We start from the raw sequence: 17813 nt of genomic DNA, 5'->3' as shown, positions 1-17813 counted from the left end.
ACATGCATATCGAGGCGAGGCTGTTCGAGTTCCTGACCGCGTTCTTTGCGCTGACTGCGGTTGGCTATGGCGTGCTGACGGCGATGTACGCGACCGGCGGCATCGAATGGGCCGGTACGACGGCGCTGGTGCTCACCACCGGGCTGGTGCTCATCACCGGCACGTTCTTCCGCTTCGTGGCCCGTCGCTTGGATACCCGGCCCGAGGACTACGAGGACGCCGAGATCGCCGATGGCGCTGGGGAACTGGGCTTCTTCAGCCCGGGTAGCTGGTGGCCCCTGCTCATCGCCCTGTCGGCGTCGGTCACGGCCGTCGCGACCGCGTTGTGGCTCCCATGGCTGATCGCTGCGGGCGTCGTGTTCGTACTGGCGTCGGTGGCCGGCCTGGTCTTCGAGTACTACATCGGTGCCGAGAAGCACTGACGCGCATCGCGCATGGTCACGCCGCGCGCAAAGATCACAAATCAAACGTCAGTTGGGTGACCCGGCTCGCGGCGAGGACCGCGTGATCGAGGCGTTCGGTAAGGTTGCCAGAGCACGGTCGGTCACCACCCCACAGGTGGCGTCGCGCCGAATCAGCAGTCGAAAAGGATAGGCGTAGATGAGCGGGCCGAATCCCCCAGAATCGGATTCTCCGACACCGGACGAGCCGACTGGCGAGGCACCACCCCCGACGGGGGAGACGGAGATCCACTCGCAGGCGTACTCGGCACCTGAATCCGAGCAGTTCACCAGCGGGCCCTACGTTCCGTCCGAAGTCGCGCTTTACGAGTACGACGGCTACGAATCCGCTGCGCTCGCCGACCAGCAGCCTCCGCGTTGGCCGTGGGTGGTCGGGGTGGTCGCGATCGTCGCCGCCATCGCCCTGGTCGCGTCAGTGGCGGTGCTCGTCACCCGCACCGACAACACCAACCTGGCGACACCGTCCACCAGCACTACGACACCAGGCCCGCCCGTTCAGGACGAGATCACTACCACCACGACGCCGCCGGAGCCGCCACCACCCCCTCCGCCGCCACCGCCGACCAGTGAAGAGCCTCCGCCTCCACCGCCGGAGACGGTCACGGTGACGCAGGACACGCCACCACCGCCCGCCGAGGGAGCCCCGCCGCCGCCCCCGGCCAGCACGCCGCCGGCCGGCCCTCGATTCATCACGTACACGGTGACCGGTACCAAGGCGCCGCTGGACAGGATCTCGGTGACATATACCGACGCATCGGGCAGGCAACGCACCCAGCAGAACGTGTACATCCCGTGGTCGCTGACCGTGACACCCATCTCGATGTCGGAGTTCGGCTCCGTTCAGGCCTCGAGCCTGCTGCGGCTGAGCAAGCTGAACTGCTCGATCACCACCAGCGACGGTCAGACGATCGCCTCGCAACAGAACAATGACTGGCAGACTGCCTGCTGATGACATACGACGACGCCGCGGGACGCACGCGGTCAACCCTCGATGCACCGGACCAGACCGACCGAATCTTGTTGGGCGTGTGCGCTGCGCTCTGGCTGGTTGCACTGGCGGCCGCGGTGGCCGCCATCGTCGCCCTGGTCGACCTCGGGCGGCCCCATTCGGCGGCGGGGGAGAGCAGCCCGACGCCATGGTTGCTCTACACCGTCATCGGGGTGTCGGCGATTGTCATCGTCGGCGCCATCCCGCTCTTGATCCGGGCCCGCAAATCGGCGCTCGACAACGGCGGGCGGACCGAAGCTGGGCCTCCCTCCTCGACGCAGAACGTGTTCGGCCCGCCGTTGGGCACCGAAGGTAGGCAGCGCGGCTTTGGTGCGCCTGCCATCCGTCGTCAAGCGGTCCCGCCGCCCACCAGTCGTGTCGGATTCCCGACTGCTGCCGTGGAGCAGCTTTCGCTGCGCTGCACGCTGGTTATGGCCAGTGCGATCGGCGCCGCGACGGCCGCCATCGGCATCGGCACCTATCTGATGGCATCGGAACACGACGGGCTGGCCTGGGCTGCCTACGTCGTGGCCGGACTGGTGACGGTGGCCTTGCCCGCCGCCCCGTGGTACTTCCTGCGTCAGCTGCGCGACGTACTGAGTTAAGCGCCGCTCGCCCCGCGGGCGTCAGCCCGAAGCTCAGCCCCGGATCGGACGACGTGCTCGGTTGGGCGTGCGGCGCTTCTGTGTGTCAGGTATCGGGGGTTGATTTGAGCTGTAGGTTTGTGGCGCAGGCCCGGGAAGTGACTTGTCTGAAGTGCCGGTGTGCGGGGTGTCAGCCGGCCGCGCGAGACGATTGAGCCGCCCCCGAGTGTCCTCCCGGGTCTGCCCCTCCGTCTTCGGCGTCGCGGATCACGCGCCGGTCCGCCGTTCCCGCCCTAACGGACGGGAAGGCAGCCGTTCAGCCGATCAGTGGTGACCGTTCGAGGATCCGTTGCCGTTCGACGAGCCATTCAGCTCGTCCTGATACTCCTTCACAGCGGTGAGCGCACGGTGTTCGGCGGCGTGAGCGGCCTCGGCCAGCGCGTCGCTCTCGGTCGTGGGGTCGGCAATCAGGAAGCTGCCTGCGCCCGGCGCGCCTGCCGAGCCAAGCTTGTTCATCTTCTTCGGAAGGGCGGCACCCTGGTATTCGAGGGGGATCGGATGACCGTGGTCGTCGACGGGGCCGAGTGGCTGATGCAACTCGATGTAGGCCCCGTGAGGCAGCCGCTTGAGGATGCCGGTCTCGATGCCGTGCTCGAGCACTGCGCGGTCGCTGCGCTGCAGACCCACGCACCACCGGTAGGTGATGTAGTACACGATCGCGGGCAGCACGACCATGCCGATGCGGCCGATCCACGTCGTCGCGTTGAGCGAGATGTGGAACTTGAGCGCGATGATGTCGTTCATGCACGCGAGGGTCAACACCATGTAGAACGCGATCGCCATGGCACCAATCGACGTCCGGACGGGCACGTCGCGGGGCCGCTGCAACAGGTTGTGGTGGACGTCGTCGCCGGAGAACTTCTTCTCCAGGAACGGGTAGATGATCAGCAGGATGAATACCAGGCCCATGATCAACGCGACCGCCACGGCCGCGGGAATCGTGTGTCCGAAGGGGTAGAACTCCCATGCCGGCCACATACGGGCCAATCCGTCTGTCCACATCATGTAGAAGTCGGGCTGGCTGCCTGCTGAAATCTGGGACGGCTTGTAGGGACCCAGCTGCCAGATCGGGTTGATCTGCAGCAGCCCGCCCATGATGCCGAGGATGCCGACGGTCATGGCGAAGAACGCGCCGGACTTGACCGCGAAGACCGGCATGACGCGCACGCCGACCACGTTCTGCTCGGTGCGGCCCGGTCCGGGGAACTGGGTGTGCTTCTGGAACCACACCATCGCCAGGTGAACGCCGATGAGCGCCAACATGATTCCGGGAAGTAGCAGGATGTGCAGTGCGTACAACCGGGGAATGATGATCTGGCCGGGGAAGTCGCCGCCGAACAGCAGCCAGTGCAGCCATGTGCCGATCAGGGGCATGCCCAAGGTGATCGAGGAGAACGCCGCGCGCAGCCCGGTTCCGGAGAGCAGGTCATCGGGCAGCGAGTAGCCGAAGTAACCCTCGAACATGGCCAGGATCAGCAGCAGCGAGCCGATCACCCAGTTCGCCTCGCGGGGCCGACGGAACGCGCCGGTGAAGAAGATGCGGGCGAGGTGGACCATGATCGACGCCGCGAACAGCAGGGCGGCCCAGTGGTGGATCTGGCGGACGAACAACCCGCCACGCACTTCGAAGGTGATATCCAGCGTGGACTCGTATGCGCGCGACATCTGCACGCCGTTCAACGGCTGGTACACCCCGTGGTAGGTGACCTCGGCCATCGACGGGTCAAAGAACAGGGTCAGATACACGCCGGTGAGCAGCAGCACGATGAAGCTGTAGAGCGCGATCTCGCCGAGCAGGAACGACCAGTGGGTGGGGAAGACCTTGTTCAGCTGACGGCGCACCGCAGCTGATGGGTGGTAGCGCGAATCGATGGCTTCGCCTTGCGAAGCTGCGATATCAGCCAGCTTTGTTGAACGATTCTGTGGACTCATGATTTCCGCTCCCAGAATGCAGGTCCGACGGGCTCGATGAAATTGCCGTTGGCTACTAGATAGCCGTCCTTGTCGATTGTCACCGGAAGTTGTGCGAGCGCGCGTGCAGCGGGGCCGAAGATGGGCCGGGCAAAATGCAACGCGTCGAATTGCGACTGGTGGCAGGGGCAGAGAATGCGGTAGGTCTGCTGCTCGTACAGCGAAGACGGGCAGCCCAGGTGCGAGCACACCTTGGTGAATGCGAACAATTCGCCGAAGTTGAAGCTCTCCTGGCCTTGCCGCTTGACCACCTTGCCCATGTCCGAGGGGCGGATGCGGATGAGCATCACGGGGTTTCGCACGCCCATCGCGATCTCGGTGAGCTTGTGGGCGGACTCGACGGTGGTGCCGTCGCCGTCGCTCTCGCGCCAGGGGAACACGGTCTCCATGCCGCCGGCGTCGATGTCCTCGGGCCGCATCTTGACGAACGGCGACTCGCCGGGCAGGCCGGTCGCACGGGCCATGAAGATGGTCTCGCCGTGGAAGCGCGGGGTCCAACCCGAGGTCCACAGCACGGCATTCATGCCGTCCGCCGTCGGCACGACCTTGGCCCAAGGATTCTTGATGAGCCCGCCGATGAACGCGACGGCCGTGCCGAGTCCGAAGGCGCCGAGTCCGATGCCGAGCGACAGCCCGATGAGCTTGCGCCGCTTGATGGTTGAACCCTCGAGGGCGTCGGTCAGGTTGGCCGCGATGGTCTTACGGGCGACCTCCGGCGAAGCGCCGTCGTGGCGCTCCTGGATCGAGATCTCCTCGGGGATGAACTTCTTCTGGAACAGCACCGCACCGATGCCGATGGCCAGAATCGAGAGCCCGAACGTCAGCCCGTATAGGGGAGTGGTCAGCGAGTAGATGAACTCGCCCTCGGAGCCGAACGGCTTGTACTCCCACGGCCAGAACAGGAAGATGACCAACAGCGCCAGGCCCGAAAGGCCGCCAAACAGAAGCCAATACGCGACGGCCCGCTCGGCGCGCTTCTCGGCCTTGGTGCCCTCAACCGGCCACCGGGGCGCCTTGAAGACGGTCTCGACGCCGTCGATCCGACCGCCGAGTTCGACGAGCTCCTCGCGGGAGAGCTCGGCCAGTTCGGCATCGGTCGGGATTTCTGGGCCCTTGGTGTCACTCATGCGCGTGATCCGATCCACATCGAAATGCCGATCACCGCGACCATCCCGATGATCCAGGCTGCCATGCCCTCCGGAGCGGGCCCGAAACCACCGAGACCGTAGCCGCCGGGGTCAGGTGTCGAGGTGGCTTGCCTGACGTAGGCGACGATGTCGCGCTTCTGCTCCGGGCTCAGCTGACGGTCGGAGAACTTCGGCATGTTCTGCGGCCCGGTCAGCATCGCGGTGAAGATCTGGGCGGGTTCGGCGTCGGACAGGTCGGGGGCGTACTTGCCCGACGACAGCGCGCCGCCCTTCCCGGTGAAGTTGTGGCACGAAGCGCAATTGAGCCGGAACAGGTCGCCACCGCGAGCGACGTCGTGGCCGAGCAGCGAGTCCTGCGCCACCCCGCCGTTGGCGTCGCGCGGAACGGTCGGGCCGCCGCCGTTGGCCTGAACGAAGGCGCCGAGCGCGTCGATCTGGTGCTCGTCGAAGATGGGGGCCTTCTGCGGAGCCTGCGCCTCACCGCGCATGGCGGGCATGCGTCCGGTGGAGACCTGGAAGTACACCGCCGCATCACCGACGCCGATGAGGCTCGGCCCGCGGTCCGGCACGCCCTGCAGGTTCGCGCCGTGGCATGTCACGCAGGAGGTCTCGAACAGCTGCCCGCCCGTGCGCAGCAGCGCCAACGAGGACTCGTCGGCTTGTGCGACTTGCGGTTTCGGCGTCAGGGTGGCGGCGAGCCCACCCGCGAAGAGAAGTCCGATCAGCAACAGGACTGCTGCCGAAAGACGACGGCGCAGCCGACGGCGGGACTTGCTGGTCATCGAACCCCTTCTCATCGGCCAACGGATCATCGAACGCATCGGCGAGCCGATCATCGGACGAAGTAGATGACGGCGAACAGTGCGATCCACACGATGTCGACGAAGTGCCAGTAATACGACACGACGATCGCTGCGGTGGCCTGGGCCGGGGTGAACTTGCTCATCCGGGTGCGGGCCAACAGGAGTATGAAGGCGATCAGGCCGCCGATGACGTGCAGGCCGTGGAAGCCCGTCGCGAGGTAGAAGACGGAGCCGTATGCGCTGCCCGGGATCGTCGTTCCGTGGCTGACGAGGTGGTAGTACTCGTAGCCCTGGCCGAGGACGAAGAACAGGCCCATCGCGAAGGTCAAGACGTACCAGCGGCGCAGTCCGAAGACGTCGCCACGTTCAGCGGCGAAGACGCCCATCTGACAGGTGAACGACGAGGCGATCAGCACCAGCGTGACCGGCACCGCCTGCACCAGGTTCAGCTCGGTCGGGGGCGGCGGCCAATTGCCGCCGGCTTGCGACCGAGCGGTGAAGTACATGGCGAACAGTCCAGCAAAGAACATGAGTTCGCTGGAAAGCCACACTATGGTGCCGACACTTACCATATTGGGACGGTTCAGCGAATGCACGCGCGCAGTGATCGCGGTTCCCGAGGTCCCTACAGCACTCGTCACAGGAGCAAGTATGACGCTTTGTAGTTGTTGAACTCCACCCGGGTCGCAACATTCGTCATAATCGGGCCGTGTCTACTGACGATTCCCAGACCTGGCCGCAGCTGCTCGGGCGACTGACCACCCGGCAGCCGCTCCTCTCCGGTGAGGCGTCGTGGGCGATGGACCAGATCATGACCGGCGCCGCGACGCCCGCCCAGATCGCCGCGTTCGCGGTCGCGATGAAGATGAAGCGGCCGACGTCCGCGGAAGTCACCGAGCTTGCGGACACCATGCTTCGACACGCGCGACGGGTGCCGACCGATTCGTTCGGCAATGACTCGGTCGACGTCGTCGGTACCGGCGGCGACGGCGCCAACACCGTGAACCTCTCCACGATGGCGTCGATCGTGGTCGCCGCGAGCGGAATTCCCGTCGTCAAACACGGCAACCGCGCCGCGTCCTCGCTGTCCGGCGGAGCCGACACGCTGGAGGCACTCGGCGTGCGGATCGACTTGGGACCCGACGACGTGGCGCGCAGCGTGGCAGAAGTGGGCATCGGGTTCTGCTTCGCCCCGCAATTTCATCCCTCCTATCGGCACGCCTCGGTGGTCCGTCGCGAGATCGGTGTGCCGACCGTCTTCAATCTGCTTGGGCCACTGACCAATCCGGCGGCACCGCGGGCCGGGCTCATCGGCTGCGCGTGGGGTGACCTTGCCGAGGTCATGGCCGGAGTCTTCGCGGCCAGGGCGTCCAGCGTGTTGGTCGTGCACGGAGACGACGGACTCGACGAACTGACCACCACCACGACCAGCACCATCTGGCGGGTCCAGGCCGGCACGGTGGAGCGGCTGACGTTCGACCCGGCCGCATTCGGCTTTCGGCGCGCGGACTTGGCCGAGTTGACCGGCGGTGACGCCGAGGCCAACGCCGCGTCGGTCCGGGAGGTGCTCGCAGGCGCCACGGGGCCGGTCCGCGACGCCGTCATGCTCAACGCGGCGGGCGCGATGGTCGCCCATGCGGGGTTGTCCAGTGATGCCAAGTGGGTGCCCGCCTGGGAGGACGGGCTGGCGCGCGCCAAGGAAGCGATCGACTCCGGTGCGGCCGAACAGCTGCTTGCGCGGTGGGTGCGCTTTACCGCGAAGCTCTGAGCTCGGCCAGATCAGTCTTCGGGCGACGCTGCAGGCGGCCGATCAGCTCGGCGTCGTCCTCGACTGCTTGTTGCGCGGCGATGCGTGCGGACCTGGCCGTGGCCGACCAGAGCGCCAGGCGGCCGGCGGACCCGCGCGGCGTGGCATATCCGGAAGTGGCGCGAACCACGCGCACCCCGGGTTGCGCGAGCCATCGGGCGAGTAACGCCGTTTCCTCGACGAGTGCGCCACCAAGTGGGGCTTGACTGGGCAGAATCACTTGTGCGGCAGCGCAAATCGTGGATACGACCGGCATCGGTGGCACCCCGCGGGGTGCATTCGCTGCGGCGGCCAGCTGACCGTGTCGGATGACCGCGAGGTGCCAGCCGCCGCTGCCGTCGGGACGTGCCGCGACGAGCTCTTCGACCCCCACCAGCGCACGCAGACGTTGTCCACGCCACAGCGCATCGATGGCCGTAGCGGTGTGATCGCGTAGCCGTGCAGCCGTTTCGTAGCGGCCCCGACCCACCAATTCGTCGAGGTGCGCGAGCGCGGCGCGCAGGGCGTCGTCGTGGCGGCCCGCGATCATCTGGGCTGCGGCATCGGGAGCGGCGGCGTAGTCGGAAGCGCTCACGTCGCGCTGTGCCGGGCACGGCGATACCTCGCGCTGGACGCAGGATGGCCCGTGGAGCGCCGAACGGCCCAAACGGACGGAGCATGTGCGTATACCGGTGAAGCGGGCCAGCAGGGCTGCTGTGTCGACGGCGTCGCCGTGAACCCGGAACGGCCCGACCGCGACGTCGTGCTTGGGGGCCCGCACGATCGAGAAGCGCGGGAAGGCCTCGTCGGTGAGCACCACCCACCACCACCGGTGCGGGAACTTGGAGCGTTGGTTGTACGGCGGTGCGTGGGCGGCAAGCAGGCGAAGCTCGCGCACACCCGCCTCGAGCTCGTGCGCGCACTCGACGTGATCGACGGCGGTGGCCAGCAGCACCATCTCCTTGATCCGCGTGCGCGGTTCGGCACCGGTGAAGTACTGCCCGACCCTGCGTCGCAGATCGACGGCGGTGCCGACGTAGAGCACCTCGTTGGTCGGGCCGCGGAACAGGTACACGCCCGGGCGGCGGGGCAAGCCCACCGCAAGCGTGCGCTTGCGGCGTTGGGCAGGACTGACGTCGGGCAGGTAGGCCCGCAGATCCGGGTAGCTCTGTACGCCTTGATTGCCGACCCGCTCGATCAGGGCGTGCAGAACGTCGACCGTGGCGCGTGCGTCGTCGAGCGCGCGATGCGTCGGCGTGGTGGATGCGCCGAAGAGTTGCGCCAGCGCCGAAAGCCTGACGCTGGGCGCCTCGTCCCGGGTGAGCACCCGGCGTGCCAACTTGACCGTGCACAGCACGGGTGGCCGGAGCCACGGCAGCCCGCACCGCTCGGCGGCCGCCTTCAGGAACCCGACGTCGAAGCCGGCGTTGTGGGCCACCAGCACCGCGCCCCGGGAGAACTCGAGGAAGGTCGGTAGCACCGACTCGATCGTCGGGGCGTTGCACACCATGGCGGTGGTGATGCCCGTGAGGGTGACGATCTGGGGCGGAATGGAGCGGCCGGGGTCGACCAGGGTGGCCATTTCGCCGAGCACCACGCCGCCGCGCACCTTGACTGCGCCGAGCTCGGTGATGGCGTCGTGGTCGTTTCGGCCTGGCGCGGATTCCTTCGCGCGGCCCCCGGTGGTCTCCAGGTCGACGACCACGAAGGTGGTGTCGTGGAGCGACAGCGGAGCCAGCCCGTCCTCCGACCCGAGGTCGACGAAGCTCAGCTGCCCCATGGCACGTGACCGTAGGCCCGGTAACTGACATCCGTGTGATTTGTCAGTGGCCGTCGTTAGCGTGGCTGTGACGCGGAGGATTCGAACGAACCTTCGAACGAGCATCGAGAGGAGCGCCGGAAATGGCACACACGTCCAATACCCCGGAGCCACCCAATTCGGACACCGGAGCCGTCGTCATCGACTGCGACGACTGCGCGGTACGCGGGATCGGATGCCAGGACTGCGTGGTGAGTGTCCTGCTCGGCATTCCTGAGAGTTTGCTGGACGACGAGCGCAAGGCCTTGGAGGTGCTGGCCGACGCGGGGCTGGCACCACGGTTGCGGTTGGTTCCCATCCACCGCCACTCTGAACCCGAAGGGGATTCGGGCGCCGCCTAGCGACACGCAGCTGTCAAAGACAGCGAAGAAAATTCCCTTGCTCCTGTTAAATTTGCCGTTCTGTTGGACAACCCCGATGCCGTTTCGTAACCTATCTGAGACCTGACAGCAGTTTCGACGGCTCGTAACGGCAGTTGAAGGACGCGAAATCTTGAGTTTCAACCGCACGCAGCGATGCAACCGTGGAATTCGACGACCCCTAGTTAGTGCAATCGCAGGTGCGATGTTGCTGGGTGGAATCGTCGCAGGAAGTGTGCACGCCGATCCGGCAGATGATGCCCTGGCTAAGCTCAACGAGCTGTCGAGGCAGGCCGAGCAGACCACCGAGGCCATGCATTCGGCCCAGCTGGACCTCAGCGAAAAGGTTGCGGCACAACAATCTGCCGACGCGCAGCACGCCGCCGACATGGCTGCGGTAGATGCCGCCAACGCAGACTTGGCAAAGTTTCAGGGCGCCGTAGACAAGGTTGCTGCCGCGCAGTACATGGGTGGTCGCACAGACGGACTCAACGCGATGCTGACCGCCGACTCTCCGCAGAACCTCATCGACCAACTCGCCGTACAGCGCGTCATGGCCACCGAGATGACCACACAGATGCAAAGCTTCCGCTCAGCCAGTGATCAGGCCGCTCATGTCGAATCGGCGTCCGCGGCATCGGCCGCCACCGCCAAGACCGCGGCCGAGCAGGCCGCCGCTGTGCGCGCCGATTTGCAATCAAAGCAAAGCAAGCTCCAAGTTCAGATCGGCGTCGTCAGATCGCAGTACACGCAGCTGACTCCCGCGCAGCGCGAAGCCCTGGCCGCCCTCCCGCCGGCGCCTGCCCCCGAGGCGTTGCCGCCCGCCGACGGACCCGAGGTCCTTGCTGCCGCGCCGGGTGGTATCACCCCAGGTGACATAGCACCGCCAGAAGCCGCGCTGCCCATTGCGGGCGGCGAAGGCGCGGTCGCTGTGCAAGCGGCGCTGACCCGAATCGGATCGCCATATTCGTGGGGCGCGTCGGGTCCCAATGCGTTCGACTGCTCCGGTCTCGTCATGTGGGCCTTCGGACAGGCCGGCGTCAATCTGCCGCACTCCAGCCAGGCGTTGGCGCAGGGTGGTCAGCCGGTGTCGATGGACCAGATGCAGCCGGGTGACCTGATCACCTACTACGGCGATGCCTCGCATGTCGCGATCTACATCGGCGACGGGATGATGGTGCACGCCTCCACCTACGGCACACCGGTGCGGGTCGCCCCGGTAGGCAATGCGCCGATTCACAACGTCCGCCGTTACTGAGCGCCCCTTCCTGGGCTCACTGCTGCTCGCTGAGCTGGTGCTCGGCGCAGCGCTGATCGCGTGGCCCACCTCGACCGCCGCGGTGCCCGTTGCGGCGCCCTCGGTCTCCGTCGCCCCCGATGCGCCGTCCGGCGTGACCACTTCGAGAGCACTGACGGATGGTCGCACCGTCACCTTGATGCCCCTCGGCGGAGCGGACACGAAGCTCCTGACCGATCGGATCGGCTCCGAACTCGACGGCGCCGCGGACGCCGTCACCGCCTTCTGGGGCGCGGACTGGCCGCGTCAGGTGCTCATCGTGGCCGCAGGGACGGACCAGGAGTTCCTCGGCATGGGCGGCGGTACCCCGGACAACGCCGCGACGACCACGTCCCAGCGCATCCTCTTCGCGCCCGGCGCGACGTCGATGGATGCTCAAGCGCTGCGGATCGTGTTGCGCCACGAACTCTTCCACTACGCCGCAAGATCCGAAACGGCCACCGACGCCCCGTGGGCGCTGACCGAGGGGGCGGCCGACTTCGTGGGGCGCCCCGCCGCACCACGGCCGGGTCCAGCGCGGGCGGCCGAACTGGCCCGGCTCCCCACCGACGCGGACTTCGACGGCGCCGGTGCGGCGCGGTCGTTGGCCTACGACCAGGCATGGTGGTTCAGCCGGTTCGTCGCCGACCAGTACGGGACGCCGACCCTGCGCCGGCTCTACCTGGCGGCGTGCGGGCGCGGCCACGCGGACGTCGCCACGGCGGTCCGGAACACGCTCGGTACCGACATGGACCGGGTGCTGGTGGCCTGGCGGCAGTGGCTGAGCGGCTAGCCTGACCGCGATGACCCGGGTTCTGCTGGTTACCAATGACTTCCCGCCGAGGCGTGGCGGCATTCAGTCGTATCTGGAGAACCTCGTCGACGAACTCGTGCTGACGGGCGAGCACTCGATCACCGTCTACGCGCCCAAGTGGAAGGGTGCCGACGAGTACGACGAACGCGCCTCGGCATGCGGTGTCGACGTGGTGCGGCATCCGACGACGCTGATGGTGCCGGAGCCTTCGGTGGCGGTGCGGATGCGCAGGCTCATCGCCCGCGACGAAATCGACACCGTCTGGTTCGGCGCGGCGGCACCGCTGGCGTTACTCGCTCCGCTCGCCCGCGCCGCGGGCGCCCGCCGGGTGATCGCGAGCACCCACGGTCACGAGGTGGGCTGGTCGATGTTGCCGCTGGCCCGAACGGCGTTGCGGCGCATCGGGAACGACACCGACGTCGTGACGTTCATCAGTCACTACACGCGAAGCAGGTTTGCCTCGGCGTTCGGGCCTCGAGCGGCGCTGGAACACCTCGCACCCGGTGTCGACACGGACCGATTCGAACCCAACTCCGTCGCCCGCGCGGAACTGCGCGCACGATACGGACTCGGCGAGCGCCCGGTCGTCGTGTGTGTGTCGCGGCTGGTGCCGCGCAAGGGGCAGGACATGCTGATTCAGGCGCTGCCGTCGATCCGGCAGCGGGTGCCGGGGGCGGCCCTGGTGATCGTCGGAGGTGGCCCGTACCTGGACAAGCTGCGCCGGCTCGCACACGGCTTCGGCGTGGCCGAACACGTGATCTTCACCGAGGGCGTGCCAGGGGAGGAACTACCTGCCCACCACGCGATGGCCGACGTGTTCGCGATGCCGTGCCGGACCCGCGGCTCCGGGCTGGACGTCGAGGGGCTGGGCATCGTCTATCTAGAAGCCTCCGCCACTGGCGTGCCCGTCGTGGCTGGCCGCTCCGGGGGCGCCCCGGAGTCGGTCTGCGACGGTGAGACCGGGCTCGTCGTCGACGGCTGGGACGTCGGCGCCATCGCCGCTGCCGTCGGCGACCTGTTGGCCGACCCTGCGCGTGCCGCAGCCATGGGAGCAGCGGGCCGGCAGTGGGTCGTCGAGAACTGGCAGTGGCGCGCCAAGGCTAGGCGGTTGGCGGAGTTGTTGAGCGGTTAGCCGTCGGACTTCGTGTACAGGGCGTCGATGTCGCTCGCGAACTTCTCGGCGACGACCTTGCGCTTGACCTTCAACGTCGGGGTGAGCTCGCCGGTGTCCTCGGTGAAGTCGACCGGCAGAATCCGGAACTTGCGAATCGACTCGGCGTGGGACACCGCCTGATTGGCGTCCTTGACGGCCAGTTCGACCTCGGCGATCAGATCGGAATCCTCGGCGAGGTCGCCCACCGAAGCCGATGCGTCCTTGCCGTTGCGCTGCTTCCACCCGGGGAACGCCTCGGGGTCGATCGTGATCAGGGCCGCGATGAACGGCTGTGCGTCGCCGACGACCAAGGCCTGGCTGATCAACGGATGTGCCCGCAGGCGATCCTCCAACAGTGCCGGGGCGACGTTCTTGCCGCCGGCCGTCACGATGATCTCCTTCTTGCGGCCGACGATGGTCAGGAAGCCGTCGTCGTCGATGGCCCCAAGATCGCCGGTGTGGAACCAACCGTCCGAGAACACCGCGTCGGTCTCGGCCTGATTGTTCCAGTAGCCACTGAACACGACGCCACCGGAGACCAGCAGTTCGGTGTCGTCGTCGATGCGCATACTGTTGCCCGGCAACAGTTTTCCGACCGAGCCCACCTTCACCGCACCGACTTGGTTGACGGTGATCGCTGCGCTGGTCTCGGTGAGTCCGTAACCCTCGTAGATGGTCAACCCGACGCCGCGGTAGAAGTGCCCGAGCCGGGCACCGAGCGGCGCGCCTCCTGAGATCGCGGCGTGGCAGTTGCCGCCGAGCGCCGCGCGCAGCTTGCCGTAGACCAGCCGGTCGAAGAGGGAGTGCTTGAGGTTCAGCAGCAGGCCCGGCCCTCCGCTCTCCTGAGCCTGGCTCCACTCGATCGCGGTGTTCACCGCGGGGCCGAAGACCCAGCCCTTCCCGTCGTCGCGGGCGTTCTGTTCGGCGGTGTTGTAGACCTTCTCGAACACGCGGGGCACCGAGACCACCAGCGTCGGCTTGAACACGCCGAGCGTCGGCACCAGATTCTTGACGTCGCTGGTGAAGCCGAGTGTCACCTTGTTGCTGAACGCACAGATCGTGATGGCGCGGGCCAGCACGTGGGCCAGAGGCAGGAACACCAGCAGCTTCTCGCCCTTGTCCAGCAGCGCCGGGAAGGAGGCCTTGGCGCCGCGCATCTCGTGCAGCAGGTTCGAGTGCGTCAGCTGGCAGCCCTTGGGCCTGCCGGTGGTGCCGGACGTGTAGACGAGCGTCGCAACGTCCGCTGACTTGATGGCCGAAAGGCGTGCCTCGAGTGCTGCGGGGTCGGTGCCCTTGCCTGCCTCGGCGAGTTCGTCGAGCGCGGCCGGACCCGTCCCGTCGATGCGCAGGACCTTGCGCAGCGCAGGCAGTTCGTCGGTGAGCTGCTCGATCTTGCCTGCGTGCTCGTCGGTCTCGGCAAACACCGCGACGGCTCCCGAGTCGGAGAGCACGAACCGCACCTGCTCAGCCGATGAGGTTTCGTAGATCGGGACGGTGACCGCCCCGATCGACAGAATGGCGAAGTCGATGATCGGCCACTCGTACCGTGTTGCCGACAGTATCGCCACGCGGTCGCCTGGCTGCACCCCCTCGGCGATCAAACCCAAAGCGGCCGAACGCACTTGGGCGGCGACCTGCGCGCAGGTGACGTCCGACCAAGAGCCGTCGACGAGTCTTTGGATGATCACGTGGTCGGGGTCGTCGGTTTCGTGGGTGAACACGGAGCTGACGACGGTGTCGTACTCGCCGACGGTGAACGATGCCGGGACGCTGAACTCGCGCACGATCTTGGCCCTTTCGACGGTGGAGTCGGCCCTGGGCCGGAAATGACGTCGCTTAAGCCTAGTCGGCCGCCTAGTGGCCGCGAGAGCGCATGTGTGAAGCTATCCAGCGATGAACAGCATCCAGGTCGCGGACGAGACGTTCGTGTGCGCGGACCCCGTCGACGTCGGCAAGGCAGTCGCCGATCCCGCTAATTGGCGTCGGTGGTGGCCGGATCTGCGGCTGTCGGTGGTCGAGGACAGGGGCCCGGCGGGGCAGCGCTGGACCGTCAGCGGGGCATTGACCGGGACCATGGAGATCTGGCTGGAACCGTCGTTCGACGGTGTGATCCTGCACTATTTCCTGCACGCCGAGCCTGCTGGCATCGCGGCGTTCGAGCTGGCCAAGCTGAACCTCCCGAAGTTGGTCCACAAGCGCCGGGTGGCGGGCAAGGACATGGCCTTCGAAATGAAGCAGAAGTTGGAGGCGAAGCGTCCGGTCGGGGTCTCCCGACTGGCGTGACGGCAAGCTGGGCCGAGCGCCCTCGAGGTACTGCGCTGGACCCCAGGGACCGTCGGGTGCGGGTACATTTCTGTGCTGAGGGACCCGCTTGTCCTTCAGCGCACCGAACGACTCGGAGAACACACGTGGCGGACAAGACTGCGCAGACGATTTATATCGATGCCGACCCTTCGACGGTGATGGACGTCATCGCCGACATCGGCTCATATCCGGAATGGGTCGCGGAGTACAAGGAAACAGAGGTGCTCGATTCGGATGCCAAGGGCAATCCGAAGACGGCCAGACTGGTGCTGGACGCCGCCGTGCTCAAGGACACCATGGTGTTGTCCTACGTATGGCCGTCCGACCGCAAATCTGTGACCTGGTCGCTGGTCTCCAGTTCCCTGCTGAGGGCGCTCGACGGTGAGTATCGCTTGGCGCCCAAGGGTTCTGGAACCGACGTCACATACGAGCTTTCCGTCGACCTCGTCATTCCAATGATCGGGTTGTTGAAGCGCAAAGCTGAGCGGAGGCTCACCGACACGGCCCTCAAAGACCTCAAGAAGCGAGTCGAGGCTGAGTGACCGATGCGCGCGCGGCCTTCGCCCGGATTAGCCTCTTCGTCGGCAAGGGCGGCGTAGGCAAGTCCACGTTGGCGACCGCTACGGCCGTGCGCGACGCGCAGAGTGGCCTACGGGTACTGGTCGTCTCCACCGACCAGGCCCACTCCACGGGCGACGTACTCGGGGTGGCGATCACTCCGACCGGCGAGCGCCGACCGACTCGAGTGCTCGCCGATCTCGATGCCGGACGCACCGCGGGCACGGGCGGATTCCTCGACGCACTGGCGCTGGACACCCTGGCGCTGCTGGAAAGCCGGTGGCGCGAGGTCGCAGGAGTGCTCGCGGACCGCTTTCCCGAATCGGACCTGGGTGCCGTTGCCCCCGAAGAGCTTTCGGCATTTCCCGGAATCCAAGAGGTACTCGGACTGCACGAGGTCGGCGAGTTGGCGGCCTCCGGCGATTGGGATCATGTTGTCGTCGACTGCGCGTCGACTGCCGACGCCATGAGGATGCTGACGTTGCCCGCCACCTTCGGGTTGTACCTCGAGCGCGCGTGGCCGCGACACCGTCGGCTCTCACTAGTGACCGACGAGGCCGTGGCAGCAGGGGTAGTGACCCTCGTCGAACGCATCGCAGCAGGCACCGAGCAGTTGGGTGCGTTGCTGACCGACGAGTCCCGGGTGACCGCGCACCTCGTGCTCACCCCGGAGCGGGTGGTCGCCGCGGAGGCGGTCCGAACCCTGGGCGCACTGGCCCTGATGGGTGTCTCGGTGGACGAACTGATCGTGAATCAGTATTTGGTTCAAGATGATTCGTACGAATACCGAAATCTGCCCGAGCACCCGGCGTTCGATTGGTACACCGAGCGGATATCCGAGCAGCGCAACGTGCTCTCCGAGCTCGACAACGCCATCGGCGACGTGAAGCTGGTGCTGGTTCCGCACCTGCCCGGCGAGCCCATCGGGCCGAAGGCGCTCGCGGAGCTGCTCGACAGCGCGAGGCGTCGAGACGGGTCGCCCCCACCCGGTCCGCTGCGGCCCGTGGTCGACCGGGAAGCTGGATCCGGGCTCGATGCCATTTATCGATTACGGCTAGAGTTGCCGCAGGTCGATCCGGCAACGCTGACGTTGGGCCGGGTCGACGACGACCTCATCATCGGGGCAGCAGGACTGCGGCGCCGGGTTAAGTTGGCGTCCGTCCTGCGCAGATGCATCGTGTTGGACGCGCAGCTGCGAGGCGGTGAGTTGACCGTGCGTTTTCGACCTGATCCGGAGGTGTGGCCGGCGTGACCGAGTCTCGCACCGACGGCCGGGGACATTCAGACATAGCTCCCGAGCTGCGGCAACTGGCGCAGACGATCCTCGACCGACTCGACCCCGCAGTGCGGCTGGCCGCGGCGCGGGCCGCAGGAAGTGGCGCAGGCAAATGCCAGCAGGTGTGGTGTCCGGTGTGCGCGCTGGCGGCCCTGATCAACGGTGAACAGCATCCACTTCTGACCGTGATCGCCGAACATAGCGTCGCCCTGCTCGCGGTCGTGCGCGCGGTGGCCGAGCCCGCAGGCGCATCAGCCGGCCATCCGGAACCCCCGGACCCGTCCACCCCGGCGGGCCCCCCACCTCCGGACGACGAGCCACCGCCCTCGGGCCCCGGGCACTATCAGCACATCCCGGTCTCCGTAGAGGAGTGAGTGGAGGTAGCCGGCCTCCGGTGAATCGCTCAGTCACAGCGGCTTCTCAACGCCGTCCTGTGGTCGAGTCAACATCGCG

At 66.9% G+C, this 17813-nt stretch carries 18 protein-coding genes; 12 read left to right on the top strand and 6 right to left on the bottom strand.

Annotated features, from left to right (window positions below; all coding sequences use genetic code 11):
* Positions 1-2 precede the first annotated feature (2 nt).
* The 3 genes from SLQ30_RS11130 (at position 3) to SLQ30_RS11120 (ending at position 2054) form a co-directional block, all read left to right on the top strand.
* A complete protein-coding gene (locus SLQ30_RS11130) occupies positions 3-422 on the top strand; it encodes a cytochrome c oxidase subunit 4 (RefSeq protein ID WP_319446322.1) in 420 nt (139 codons plus the stop codon).
* A 178-nt stretch (positions 423-600) separates the two neighbouring features.
* Positions 601-1410 (top strand): MmpS family transport accessory protein, encoded by an 810-nt coding sequence (locus SLQ30_RS11125; protein ID WP_319446321.1) that lies wholly within the window; start codon positions 601-603, stop codon positions 1408-1410.
* Positions 1410-2054, top strand: coding sequence for a DUF2561 family protein (locus SLQ30_RS11120; protein WP_319446320.1), 645 nt, complete (start codon positions 1410-1412; stop codon positions 2052-2054). Before SLQ30_RS11125 ends, SLQ30_RS11120 begins: the two co-directional genes overlap by 1 nt.
* A 303-nt stretch (positions 2055-2357) precedes the next feature.
* Here SLQ30_RS11120 and SLQ30_RS11115 read toward each other — a convergent pair whose 3' ends face one another.
* From SLQ30_RS11115 to SLQ30_RS11100, 4 genes are read right to left on the bottom strand one after another with little or no spacing between them, the layout of a single operon-like run.
* Positions 2358-4025, bottom strand: a complete 1668-nt coding sequence (locus SLQ30_RS11115) for a cytochrome bc complex cytochrome b subunit (protein WP_319446319.1) — start codon at positions 4023-4025, stop codon at positions 2358-2360.
* Positions 4022-5191 carry a ubiquinol-cytochrome c reductase iron-sulfur subunit gene (locus SLQ30_RS11110; RefSeq protein WP_319446318.1) on the bottom strand — a complete coding sequence of 390 codons (1170 nt, stop codon included), beginning with the start codon at positions 5189-5191 and terminating at the stop codon, positions 4022-4024. The genes SLQ30_RS11115 and SLQ30_RS11110 overlap by 4 nt, the downstream gene beginning before the upstream one ends.
* The gene (locus tag SLQ30_RS11105; RefSeq protein ID WP_319446510.1) at positions 5188-6024 is read right to left on the bottom strand and encodes a cytochrome c; all 837 of its coding nucleotides are present in this window, start codon (positions 6022-6024) and stop codon (positions 5188-5190) included. The genes SLQ30_RS11110 and SLQ30_RS11105 overlap by 4 nt, the downstream gene beginning before the upstream one ends.
* A 20-nt stretch (positions 6025-6044) precedes the next feature.
* The gene (locus SLQ30_RS11100; RefSeq protein WP_319446317.1) at positions 6045-6656 is read right to left on the bottom strand and encodes a heme-copper oxidase subunit III; all 612 of its coding nucleotides are present in this window, start codon (positions 6654-6656) and stop codon (positions 6045-6047) included.
* 50 nt (positions 6657-6706) lie between these two features.
* Here SLQ30_RS11100 and trpD point away from each other — a divergent pair, with 50 nt between their 5' ends.
* The gene (gene trpD, locus SLQ30_RS11095) at positions 6707-7783 is read left to right on the top strand and encodes an anthranilate phosphoribosyltransferase (protein WP_319446509.1); all 1077 of its coding nucleotides are present in this window, start codon (positions 6707-6709) and stop codon (positions 7781-7783) included.
* On the opposite strand, the gene SLQ30_RS11090 is transcribed toward trpD, so the two are convergent.
* Positions 7767-9581, bottom strand: coding sequence for a DEDD exonuclease domain-containing protein (locus tag SLQ30_RS11090; RefSeq protein ID WP_413467996.1), 1815 nt, complete (start codon positions 9579-9581; stop codon positions 7767-7769). The two genes, trpD and SLQ30_RS11090, sit on opposite strands and share 17 nt — an antisense overlap.
* 122 nt (positions 9582-9703) lie before the next feature.
* Here SLQ30_RS11090 and SLQ30_RS11085 point away from each other — a divergent pair, with 122 nt between their 5' ends.
* The 4 genes from SLQ30_RS11085 (at position 9704) to SLQ30_RS11070 (ending at position 13201) form a co-directional block, all read left to right on the top strand.
* Entirely contained in the window at positions 9704-9961 is a 258-nt protein-coding gene (locus SLQ30_RS11085) for a hypothetical protein (RefSeq protein ID WP_319446316.1), read from the top strand.
* A gap of 223 nt (positions 9962-10184) precedes the next feature.
* Complete coding sequence (gene ripC, locus SLQ30_RS11080) at positions 10185-11237, top strand: peptidoglycan hydrolase RipC (RefSeq protein WP_319446315.1); 1053 nt, start codon at positions 10185-10187, stop codon at positions 11235-11237.
* Positions 11206-12048, top strand: a complete 843-nt coding sequence (locus SLQ30_RS11075; RefSeq protein WP_319446314.1) for a peptidase — start codon at positions 11206-11208, stop codon at positions 12046-12048. Before ripC ends, SLQ30_RS11075 begins: the two co-directional genes overlap by 32 nt.
* A 10-nt stretch (positions 12049-12058) precedes the next feature.
* A complete protein-coding gene (locus SLQ30_RS11070) occupies positions 12059-13201 on the top strand; it encodes a glycosyltransferase family 4 protein (protein WP_319446313.1) in 1143 nt (380 codons plus the stop codon).
* Here the strand turns inward: SLQ30_RS11070 and SLQ30_RS11065 are convergent.
* The gene (locus SLQ30_RS11065; protein WP_319446312.1) at positions 13198-15006 is read right to left on the bottom strand and encodes a long-chain fatty acid--CoA ligase; all 1809 of its coding nucleotides are present in this window, start codon (positions 15004-15006) and stop codon (positions 13198-13200) included. The two genes, SLQ30_RS11070 and SLQ30_RS11065, sit on opposite strands and share 4 nt — an antisense overlap.
* Positions 15007-15115: 109 nt before the next feature.
* Between SLQ30_RS11065 and SLQ30_RS11060 the strand changes: the two genes are divergently transcribed.
* From SLQ30_RS11060 to SLQ30_RS11045, 4 genes are all read left to right on the top strand, one after another.
* The gene (locus tag SLQ30_RS11060) at positions 15116-15505 is read left to right on the top strand and encodes a polyketide cyclase / dehydrase and lipid transport (RefSeq protein WP_319446311.1); all 390 of its coding nucleotides are present in this window, start codon (positions 15116-15118) and stop codon (positions 15503-15505) included.
* 125 nt (positions 15506-15630) lie between these two features.
* Positions 15631-16068 (top strand): SRPBCC family protein, encoded by a 438-nt coding sequence (locus SLQ30_RS11055; RefSeq protein WP_319446310.1) that lies wholly within the window; start codon positions 15631-15633, stop codon positions 16066-16068.
* Positions 16065-17336, top strand: a complete 1272-nt coding sequence (locus SLQ30_RS11050) for an ArsA family ATPase (RefSeq protein ID WP_319446309.1) — start codon at positions 16065-16067, stop codon at positions 17334-17336. Before SLQ30_RS11055 ends, SLQ30_RS11050 begins: the two co-directional genes overlap by 4 nt.
* A complete protein-coding gene (locus tag SLQ30_RS11045; protein ID WP_319446308.1) occupies positions 17333-17734 on the top strand; it encodes a hypothetical protein in 402 nt (133 codons plus the stop codon). The genes SLQ30_RS11050 and SLQ30_RS11045 overlap by 4 nt, the downstream gene beginning before the upstream one ends.
* Positions 17735-17813 lie beyond the last annotated feature (79 nt).

The organism is Mycobacterium sp. RTGN4 (genome assembly GCF_033804635.1).
Classification (GTDB): Bacteria; Actinomycetota; Actinomycetes; order Mycobacteriales; family Mycobacteriaceae; genus Mycobacterium.
The sequence above is the reverse complement of the archived record's forward strand: the minus strand, read 5'-3'. Positions and strand labels throughout refer to the sequence as shown.

What these genes read in the sequence shown, in the direction of transcription:
- SLQ30_RS11060 (WP_319446311.1), top strand. Translation starts at nt 15,116, where the DNA reads ATGAACAGCATCCAGGTCGCGGACGAGACGTTCGTGTGCGCGGACCCC.
- SLQ30_RS11105 (WP_319446510.1), bottom strand. Translation starts at nt 6,024, where the DNA reads ATGATCCGTTGGCCGATGAGAAGGGGTTCGATGACCAGCAAGTCCCGC.
- SLQ30_RS11115 (WP_319446319.1), bottom strand. Translation starts at nt 4,025, where the DNA reads ATGAGTCCACAGAATCGTTCAACAAAGCTGGCTGATATCGCAGCTTCG.
- SLQ30_RS11075 (WP_319446314.1), top strand. Translation starts at nt 11,206, where the DNA reads ATGCGCCGATTCACAACGTCCGCCGTTACTGAGCGCCCCTTCCTGGGC.
- SLQ30_RS11110 (WP_319446318.1), bottom strand. Translation starts at nt 5,191, where the DNA reads ATGAGTGACACCAAGGGCCCAGAAATCCCGACCGATGCCGAACTGGCC.
- SLQ30_RS11125 (WP_319446321.1), top strand. Translation starts at nt 601, where the DNA reads ATGAGCGGGCCGAATCCCCCAGAATCGGATTCTCCGACACCGGACGAG.
- SLQ30_RS11070 (WP_319446313.1), top strand. Translation starts at nt 12,059, where the DNA reads ATGACCCGGGTTCTGCTGGTTACCAATGACTTCCCGCCGAGGCGTGGC.
- SLQ30_RS11120 (WP_319446320.1), top strand. Translation starts at nt 1,410, where the DNA reads ATGACATACGACGACGCCGCGGGACGCACGCGGTCAACCCTCGATGCA.
- ripC (WP_319446315.1), top strand. Translation starts at nt 10,185, where the DNA reads ATGTTGCTGGGTGGAATCGTCGCAGGAAGTGTGCACGCCGATCCGGCA.
- SLQ30_RS11130 (WP_319446322.1), top strand. Translation starts at nt 3, where the DNA reads ATGCATATCGAGGCGAGGCTGTTCGAGTTCCTGACCGCGTTCTTTGCG.
- SLQ30_RS11085 (WP_319446316.1), top strand. Translation starts at nt 9,704, where the DNA reads ATGGCACACACGTCCAATACCCCGGAGCCACCCAATTCGGACACCGGA.
- SLQ30_RS11090 (WP_413467996.1), bottom strand. Translation starts at nt 9,581, where the DNA reads ATGGGGCAGCTGAGCTTCGTCGACCTCGGGTCGGAGGACGGGCTGGCT.